Origin of the sequence: Pseudomonas sp. 30_B, assembly GCF_017491605.1 — a bacterium.
Lineage (GTDB): Bacteria > Pseudomonadota > Gammaproteobacteria > Pseudomonadales > Pseudomonadaceae > Pseudomonas.
In genome coordinates this window covers 22,749-30,900 of the sequence record NZ_JAFGYY010000039.1, presented here as the reverse complement: position 1 = coordinate 30,900, position 8,152 = coordinate 22,749, and the positions used below count along the sequence as shown (strand labels likewise).

The following is an 8,152-nucleotide window of genomic DNA, read 5'->3' as shown; positions in this document are numbered from 1 at the left end:
CGGGCCTGCAGGCCCACCGGAACCCCCGGCATGCCGACCTTGGACAGGCCGGTACGCAGGATCGCCTGCCCGGTGATGAAGGTGGATCGCCCGGCGGTGCAGCTGTTCTCCGCGTAGTAGTCGGTGAACATCATGCCTTCCTTGGCGATGCGGTCGATGTTCGGCGTCTGGTAGCCGACCACGCCGAACGAGTAGGCGCTGATGTTGGTCTGGCCGATATCGTCGCCGAATATCACCAGGATATTCGGCTTGTCGGCCGCCTGGGCGACAGAGCACCCCACTATCGCCGTCGCCGCGAGGGCGAACCGCGATAACCATTTTCCCGTGCGCTTCATTGATGCTTCTCCATTTCGCTCACTGTGTCGTATCCGCGACTGCGCGCATTGGGGGCGCCGACGGCTCGGCCGGAATCCCCCCCTACCCTGCGGTGTCCTGGCATTCGCTCTGTTACTGGTCGAACGGATAGACGCGCTTCCATTCCGTGGCCATGTCCACGACCACCCAGCCTTTGCTCTTCGCCTCGTCGAGCGCCTTGTCCAGCCGCCCGACTTTGCTCTGCCGGTCATAGGCCCATTCACGCTGGGCGTCGGTGTGGTGGACCAGCGCGGCCAGGCGCTTGCCCTTGCCGGCCATGGTCCACTGCAGCATCTGCAGGTCGCCGTCGGAGTTGCCGAAGGCCAGGATCGGCCGGCGGCCGATGATGCTATCGATGCTTTCCGGCTTGCCCGGACCGTCATCGTTGTGGACCAGCTTGGGCAGGCGCTGGATCGACAGTTGTCCGTCGCGATCCTCGAAGCGGCTGCCCAGGGTGGTGCCGATCACCTGCTCGGGCGGAATGCCATAGACCTCCTCGGCGAAGGCGCGCATGAACGCCACTTCGCCGCCGGAGACGATGTAGGTCTTGAAGCCGTTGGCACGCAGGTAGTCGAGCAGCTCCAGCATCGGCTGGAACACCATCTCGGTGTAGGGCTTGTGGCTGCGGGGATGCCTGGCGCTGGCGAACCAGCGGCGGGCGTTGCCGATGAACTCGTCGGTGCTCATGCCCGCGTGGGTCACGGCGACGATTTCCAGGATGCCCTTCATCCCGCTTTCGGCGAGAGCCTTCTGGTCATTCTCCAGCACCGCCTTGAACGGCTGCCGGGTCTTCCATTCCGGGTGCTGCGGCGCCTGCCGCTTGACTTCCTCCAGGGCGAACAGCACCTGGAAATACATCGGCTGCTCGCTCCACAGGGTGCCGTCGTTGTCGAACACCGCGATGCGCTCGGCGGGCGGTACGTAATCCGGGCCGCCTTCGCGGGTCACCGCCTCGACGAAGTTCTCGATGGCCTGGCGCGACTGGCCATCGTTCCAGGATGCCAGGTCAGCGGCCTGGCCCAGCAACGGCAGGGTCAGCAACAGGGTGAACAACCAGCGGGAGGCAGCGAGTCCTTGCATGTAGCGTCCTTGATGGATAGTTGCCCAGTGAAGGGGGTCAAGGATTCAGCGGCTTCAAGCCGTGTTTCTCCTGGGAAGCGGTGGATCGCCGGGCGGTGGCCTGGCGCAGCTCCGGCAGTGCATCGACCAGTTGGGTCGACGCACTTGCGTTGCGCTCGCGCCCATAGCGAGCCCTGAGGAAACCTAGCAAAGGTTTACGCACCGTGTCGGAAAGTTCTTCGGAATGTGTGTTCATTTCGCGACAACCACTCGTCCGGCGAATCCACAGGTACAGCGCGCCGAGCTCGCTGGGCGTGCCTTCGAGCTGGCGCCGAACCTGCTGCCAGGCGTATTCCGGGGAATCCAGCCAGGCCTGATGGCGTGCCGCGCGACGACGCTCCCAGGCATCGCGCAACGCGGCTCCCCAACGGCGCCAGAGGTAACCCAGCGCGCCGGTGAGCAACAGTGCGCCGAGCAGGAGCAGCCAGTGTCCGGCGATGCGCACCTGCGTCTTGCGGCCCAGTTCGCGCAAGTCCTCGGTGATCGAGAACGGCGCCTGGTAGCCGGCAGCGGCCGCCACTTCGATTTCCATGGCCGGAACCGAGGCGGTACGGGCCTCGCCGCTGGCGGCGTCCCACCAGTGCAGCTCGATGGCCGGCAGCTGGTATGTGCCCGCCTCCCTGACCACATAGGTCACCGCATCGTCCCGCACCCCGCCGCTGACTCCGCCACGGCCGTCGCTCAAGGGGCGGACGCTGGGCGGTCGGACGTAGCGCTGCAAGCCGCCGATCTCCGCAAAACTCGGCGCTGGAATCAGCATCGCCTGGGCGCCGGCAGCTTCGACGTGGAGGTGGCGCTCGATACTGTCGCCGACCCGCAGCGGCTGGTGGGAACGCTTGAACGTCTGGTTCAGGGTGACCTGCCGGGCCACCAAGCGCTGTGGATCGCCCTCCCCCGCGCCAGCCGGCTGCCGGGCGATGAAGTGTTGCGGCGGGCTGCGCACCATGACCGGGCCGCTGCCCTGGCCGGGCGTGACCTGGATGTCCAGCGGCGGAATCTCGAACGAACCCGCCTGCTGCGGGGTTATCTGGTAGGTGAAGCGCAGGCCGAAGAACGCCGTGCCGTCGATCTGCTCGTTCAGGTGCTCCGCTTCGCCGCCGGGCTCGGAGACGACCGCACCGGCCAGGGTCAGCTTGGGCAGTTTCGGCGCGGCGGTGAACCAGGTGTCCACCAGCAGGTCGACTTGCAGGCTCAGGGTGCCGCCGACCAGGGCTGAGTCCGCCGGCAGCAGCTGGCTGCGCACCTTGACCTGGGGCTGCGCGGAGTCATCGGCTTCCGCGGCCAGGCTCCACAACGGCAGCAGAAGCATCAGCATGACCGTGAACACTCTCATGGCGTACCCTCCCTGGCAGCATCCTGCAACTGGAACTTGCGCCGCAGGAACTGCTCCGGCGAGGTGGTCAGGTTGTTCAGCCACAGCTGGTCGGAGCTGGCCTGCTGGCTCTTCAGCTGCAACGACTTGCCCTTGCCCGTGTCGTTGTCGAACTCGATCTTGTCGGCCTTCTCGCTCGGCGGCCCGGCCTCCTGCTGGTCGTCGCGATCTTTCAGCAAGGCCTCGGCCAGGGCGAGGTTGGCCTGGGCCTCGGGGAAGTCCGCCTGCACGTGCAGCGCCTGGCGATAGGCGGTGATGGCCTGTTCGAACTTCGACAGACGCACATAGGTATTGCCCAGGTAGAAAAACCCCTGCGCACTGTCGAGACGGGCAAACGTCGCCAGGGCGACGTCGAACTGCGCCGCGCGGTAGGCCGCCAGGCCCTTCCAGTAGGTGTCGTCGAAATGTTCGGCGGCTTGTGGGTAATGCCCGTGCTCGAAGGCCCAGCGCCCCTGCTGGTCCGGCGTGAAGAAGGCATCCGCCAGGGCGCCGGCCTGTGCCGGTTGCGGCGGCAAGCCCAGGCTCAGGGCCAGCAGCACGCCACTCAGCCAGTGCACCCGCCAGCCACGGCGCACGCTGAACAGCGCCAGCAGCAACAGCGGCCAGCACAGCCAGTAGCCAGCGTCCTTCCAGTGCACCGTCCGGTCGTCACCGCGCACCGCCTGGAAGTGTTGCTGGGCGTGCAGCTCGATCCAGTCCAGCACGTCATCGTTCAAGGTCAGGCTGCCCAGCGGAGCGTCCGCCGCGTCGGCCAGGCGCTTCAAGCCATCCGCATCGAAGCGCCCCAGTTGCGGCCGGCCCTGGTCGTCGAGACGCGACTGGCCGTTGCCGCCGGGCAATAACCCGCCATCCCGGCTGCCGACGGCCAGTACCAGCACCTGCAGGTCGCTGCCCAGCAGGTGCCGGGCGATGGCATCGAACTGGCTGGCATCGGCGCCATCGGTAACCAGCACCAGGGTGCCGGGGGACTGCTCGGCCGCCAGCAGGCGCTTGGCCAGCACAATGGCGCCCAGCGCATCCTTGCCGCTGCGTTCGATCAGCCGGGTCGACAGGGCTTGCAGGAAGCTGTCGAGCAGCGCCGGATCGTCGGTGGCGGGCAGTACCAGGTGCGCACTGCCGGCATAGGCGATCAGCGCGACGCGGCTGCCGGCGCGGCGCTGAATCAGGTCGTGCAGTTTTTGCTTGGCCGCCGTAAGGCGCGAGGGCGGCATATCGTCGGCGTCCATCGACGGGGACAGGTCCACCGCGAGGATCAGCGGCGCGCGATTGTCGAGGAAGTCCGGGCGGTCCTGCTCCCAGGTCGGCCCGGCGGCCGCCACGCCCCCCAGCACCAGCAGCGCGCCCAGCAGGTGCACCGGACGCAGGCGTTGGTTGTCGCGCGGGGTGATGACCAGGTGCTGCAACAGGTGCGGCGCGATAATGCCGTTGAGCCGGCGCGTCAGGTCCTGCCGGCGCGTCCACAGCAGTGGCAGCAGCACGCCGGGGATCAGCGCCAGCAGCCACAGCGGACGCAGGAAGTGGAAGGCGCTCAGGTCGATATTCATTTCAGCCCTCCTCCTCTGCCGTCGTCCGCCGCCCGCGCGGCGCGCGTGCCCGCGAGGACAGCACCGCCATGCCATGGGCCAGCAACAGCGCCAGCAGCGCCGCGCCCAGCGGTAGCCAGAACAGGTCGCGCTTGGGCTGGTGACTCAGGGTCTTCACCCGCTGCGGAGTGATCTGGTCAAGAGTCGTGTAGACCTGCTGCAGCGCATTGCCGTCGCCGGCACGGAAGAAGCGTCCGCCGGTGACACTGGCGATGTCCTGCAGGGTTTTCAGGTCGACCTTGGCGTCGCCGCTCGCCTCGGGGTCACCGATACCGATGGTGTGCACCACGATGCCGCGGTCGCGGGCAATGGCGGCGGCGTGGTCTGGAGTGATGGCGCTGCCGGTGTCGTTGCCATCGGTAAGCAGCACCAGCACCTTCTCTTCCTCTTGGGCGTTGTCGAGCAGCTTCACGGTCAGGCCGATGGCATCGCCCAGAGCGGTGCTCGGCCCGGCCATGCCGATGCCGACTTCATCGAGCAGGATGCCGAGACTGGCGTGGTCCAGCGTCAGCGGCGCCTGCGGATACGCCGCGGTACCGAAGACGATCAGGCCGATGCGGTCGTCCTTGCGCTTGGCGATGAAGTCCCGCACCACGCTTTTCACCGCCGTCAGCCGGTCCACCCGGGTGCCGTCCGGGGCGTCGTAGTCGGCGGTCTGCATGGACTGCGAGATGTCGATGGCCAGCATTAGGTCGCGGATCGGCTGCTCGCGCTCGATGGGCTTTTCCACCAGCACCGGCCGCGCGCAGGCGGCGAGGACCAAGGCCCACACCAGCAGGTTCAGCGGCAGCTGCCAGCGCCCGCCAACGGCACTCGCGCTGCCCGGTTCCTGTCCAGCGGCCCTGCTCATGGCCGCGAAGAACGGCACACGCAGCGCACTGCGCGCCTCGCTATAACGCCCCAGCAAGCGGTAGGCCAGCCAGGGCAACGGCAGCAGGAACAGCAGCCAGGGATAGTCAAACTGCCACACGGTGAGCCTCGATCCATTGCCGGCTCGCGCCGAGCAGCGCGTGCACTTCATGATCCGCCAGCGTCGCGACGCGCTCCGCCGGGGCATAGGCCAGCAACGCCAGGCGCTGGGCGAAATCCGCCGGCAACGGTGCCGGGCCATGACGCTGGAGGAAGCTTTGCCACGGGCTGCCGCCCAATTGCGCGGCCACTTCCCCTCCCGGCATCGACAGGGCTACGCGCTTGAGCAGCAGCGGCAGCTCACGGAGCGCGGCCAGGCGGCCCTGCGGGTCTTCCAGCGCCTGCACCAGTTCGTCGAGCCGGGCCAATGCCTCGCGCCGGTAGCGATCGCGCCGCCAGCGCAGGTAACGCCAGACGCCCCAGGCCACCAGCAGCGCCAGCAACAGGAGCGCCAGCGCCAGCCAGCCCCAGGTCTGCGGCCAGTAGCTGGCCGCCGGCGCAGGCAGGGCCAGTTCGCGCAGTTGATCGATACGGGGGACGTTCGCCGTGCTCATCGTTGCCCCACCGTCAGGCGGCCCAGCTCGGCGCGCAGTTGGTCGAGGCTGTCGCGCCCCGTGCTGAACATCATCAGCGGCACCTGGCTGCGGCGCAGCAGGGTCGCCACGTCCTTCAGCCGCCCGGAGAGGAACTCCCCCAACGGTCGGTGCACCTGGCGCCGCTCCACTTCCAGCTCCACCTGCAGCTCGCCCTGGGTCACCGTCACCCGGCCCCGGTCGGGAATCTTGAGCGCGATGGGGTCGAACACCTGCAGCGCCAGCACGTCGTTGTGAGTGTTGAGCTGGCGCAGCAGCTGCAAGGTCTGCTCGGACACCCCGGCGAAGTCGCTGACGATCACGATCAGGTGGTCATGCGTGGCGATGCCCAGGCATTCGCGCAACACCCGGTCCAGCTGGCCGGGCGCCTCGTCCTCGGTGCGCATGGCGTGCAGGGCGTGGTTATGCCGGACGATGGCCGAGCACAGCGCCTCGACCCGCGCCCGGCTGCGCAGCGGCCGCACGTGCTCGACCTGATGGTCGTCGAAGACGATGCCACCCACCCGGTCCCCGGCGTGGAAGGCCATCCAGGCACCGATGGCGCCCAGCTCGGCGGCGGTCACCGACTTGAAGTTGCGCTGCGAGCCGAAGTACATGCTCATGCGCTGGTCGACCAGCAGCAGGGTCGGCCGGTCGCGCTCCTCGGTGTAGCTGCGCACGAAGGGCTTGCCGTAGCGCAGCGACGCGCGCCAGTCCAGGTGGCGCAGGTCGTCACCGGGGTTGTACTGGCGCAGTTCGTCGAAGCTCAGGCCACGGCCACGCAGGCGCGCGGCGTGGTTGCCGGAGAGCACGCTGGAGAGCGGTTGCCGCGAGAGGAAGCTCAAGTCTCGAACCCGATGCTCCAGCAGCATCAGTTGCGGCAACGAGGCGTAGACGAAACCGTCTGGATTGGGGCGTTGCTCCTGCATGGCCCTGCCCTACGCCGGAACCGCCACTTTGTCGAGCAGGCGGTCGAGCACCTGATCGGCGCCCACGCCATCGGCCACCGCGTCGTAGGAGAGCAGCAGGCGGTGGCGCAGCACCGGGTGCAGCACGGCGCGAACGTCATCGGGGGACACGTAGTCGTTGCCATCGAGCCAGGCGTGGGCGCGCGCCACGCGGTCCAGGCTGATGCCGCCGCGCGGGCTGGCGCCGACCCTGATCCAGCGCGCCAGGTCCGCGTCGTAGTCGGCGGGCCGGCGCGTGGCGTTGATCAGGTCCATCAGGTAGCGGTCCAGCGGCTCGGACACATGCACGCGCCCCACTTCGCGGCGCGCGGCGAAGATCACCTCCTGCGGCAGCTGCGCGGGGGGCTCCTGGGGCGCCCCGGTCTGCTGGCGCTGCTCCTCCTCGCGCACCAGGCGCAGCACCTGGGTCTCGTCCTCGACCCTGGGGTAGTCGATGAGCAGTTTCATCAGGAAGCGGTCCATCTGCGCCTCGGGCAGCGGATAGGTGCCTTCCTGCTCGATGGGGTTCTGCGTGGCGAGCACCATGAACAGCCCCGGCATGATGTGGGTCTGCCCGGCCACGGTGATCTGCCGCTCCTCCATCGCTTCCAGCAGCGCGGCCTGGACCTTGGCCGGCGCGCGGTTGATCTCGTCGGCGAGGATGACGTTGCCGAACAGCGGCCCGGGCTGGAACCTGAGCTGGTTGCCCGCTTCGGTCTGCTGGAGGATTTCCCCGCCGGTAATGTCGGAGGGCAACAGGTCTGGCGTGAACTGGATACGGCTCATCCGCGCATCCAGGTGCGTGGACAGCGCCTTCACCGTGCGGGTCTTGGCCAGCCCCGGAAGGCTCTCCAACAGCACATGGCCGTTAGCCAGCAGGCCCAGCAGGATATGGCGAATGCCCTGTCGCTGGCCCAGTACCTGCGATCCGATGCTGGCTTCCAGGTTGGCGATCTGCTCGCGAGTATCCACCGTGTTCATCCTTGTTCTGCTTGATTCGAATCGATTGCGCGGCCGCCACGGCGCGCTCCGGCGCCCCCGACGACGAGTCAGCATAGCCCGTCTGGCCGGGAGGCATAACCTGCAGTGTCCCTGCCGGGTGTCGCGAAATGAATAGATCAATTGGCGTAAAGAGCTGAGCGGCTCCCCCGCGGCGGATGGACAGGCTGCGCGATGGGACTGGCCTTTTCACGATGCAATGAAGACGTCAACGGCGTGGGATATCTGCCGGGGCAGCGCCCTGTCGCTACCGCCGGTGACCATCCGAACCATGGACTGGACGTACACGCCGCTTAC

8 protein-coding genes are annotated in these 8,152 nt (G+C 67.8%); all 8 read right to left on the bottom strand.

From position 1 onward, the window contains the following. Window positions 1-335: sulfatase-like hydrolase/transferase (locus J5M67_RS25985; protein ID WP_207888301.1), on the bottom strand; the 335-nt coding region annotated here is incomplete at its 3' end. A 112-nt stretch (window positions 336-447) separates the two neighbouring features. Beyond that, on the bottom strand, window positions 448-1,434 hold the full coding sequence (locus J5M67_RS25980; RefSeq protein WP_207888300.1) for an HAD family phosphatase: 987 nt from the start codon (window positions 1,432-1,434) through the stop codon (window positions 448-450). Window positions 1,435-1,471: 37 nt separating this feature from the next. After that, complete coding sequence (locus J5M67_RS25975) at window positions 1,472-2,806, bottom strand: BatD family protein (protein WP_207888299.1); 1,335 nt, start codon at window positions 2,804-2,806, stop codon at window positions 1,472-1,474. Beyond that, the gene (locus J5M67_RS25970) at window positions 2,803-4,389 is read right to left on the bottom strand and encodes a VWA domain-containing protein (protein ID WP_207888298.1); all 1,587 of its coding nucleotides are present in this window, start codon (window positions 4,387-4,389) and stop codon (window positions 2,803-2,805) included. Before J5M67_RS25970 ends, J5M67_RS25975 begins: the two co-directional genes overlap by 4 nt. A 1-nt stretch (window position 4,390) precedes the next feature. Further along, window positions 4,391-5,398, bottom strand: coding sequence for a VWA domain-containing protein (locus J5M67_RS25965; RefSeq protein ID WP_207888297.1), 1,008 nt, complete (start codon window positions 5,396-5,398; stop codon window positions 4,391-4,393). Beyond that, window positions 5,385-5,891 carry a DUF4381 domain-containing protein gene (locus tag J5M67_RS25960; protein ID WP_207888296.1) on the bottom strand — a complete coding sequence of 169 codons (507 nt, stop codon included), beginning with the start codon at window positions 5,889-5,891 and terminating at the stop codon, window positions 5,385-5,387. Before J5M67_RS25960 ends, J5M67_RS25965 begins: the two co-directional genes overlap by 14 nt. Then, on the bottom strand, window positions 5,888-6,838 hold the full coding sequence (locus tag J5M67_RS25955) for a DUF58 domain-containing protein (RefSeq protein ID WP_207888295.1): 951 nt from the start codon (window positions 6,836-6,838) through the stop codon (window positions 5,888-5,890). The genes J5M67_RS25960 and J5M67_RS25955 overlap by 4 nt, the downstream gene beginning before the upstream one ends. Window positions 6,839-6,847: 9 nt before the next feature. Next, window positions 6,848-7,837 carry a MoxR family ATPase gene (locus J5M67_RS25950; RefSeq protein WP_207888294.1) on the bottom strand — a complete coding sequence of 330 codons (990 nt, stop codon included), beginning with the start codon at window positions 7,835-7,837 and terminating at the stop codon, window positions 6,848-6,850. Window positions 7,838-8,152: the final 315 nt, after the last annotated feature.

Coding starts and splice junctions, on each gene's coding strand:
- J5M67_RS25980 (WP_207888300.1), bottom strand. CDS start 1,434: ATGCAAGGACTCGCTGCCTCCCGCTGGTTGTTCACCCTGTTGCTGACC.
- J5M67_RS25975 (WP_207888299.1), bottom strand. CDS start 2,806: ATGAGAGTGTTCACGGTCATGCTGATGCTTCTGCTGCCGTTGTGGAGC.
- J5M67_RS25970 (WP_207888298.1), bottom strand. CDS start 4,389: ATGAATATCGACCTGAGCGCCTTCCACTTCCTGCGTCCGCTGTGGCTG.
- J5M67_RS25960 (WP_207888296.1), bottom strand. CDS start 5,891: ATGAGCACGGCGAACGTCCCCCGTATCGATCAACTGCGCGAACTGGCC.
- J5M67_RS25955 (WP_207888295.1), bottom strand. CDS start 6,838: ATGCAGGAGCAACGCCCCAATCCAGACGGTTTCGTCTACGCCTCGTTG.
- J5M67_RS25950 (WP_207888294.1), bottom strand. CDS start 7,837: ATGAACACGGTGGATACTCGCGAGCAGATCGCCAACCTGGAAGCCAGC.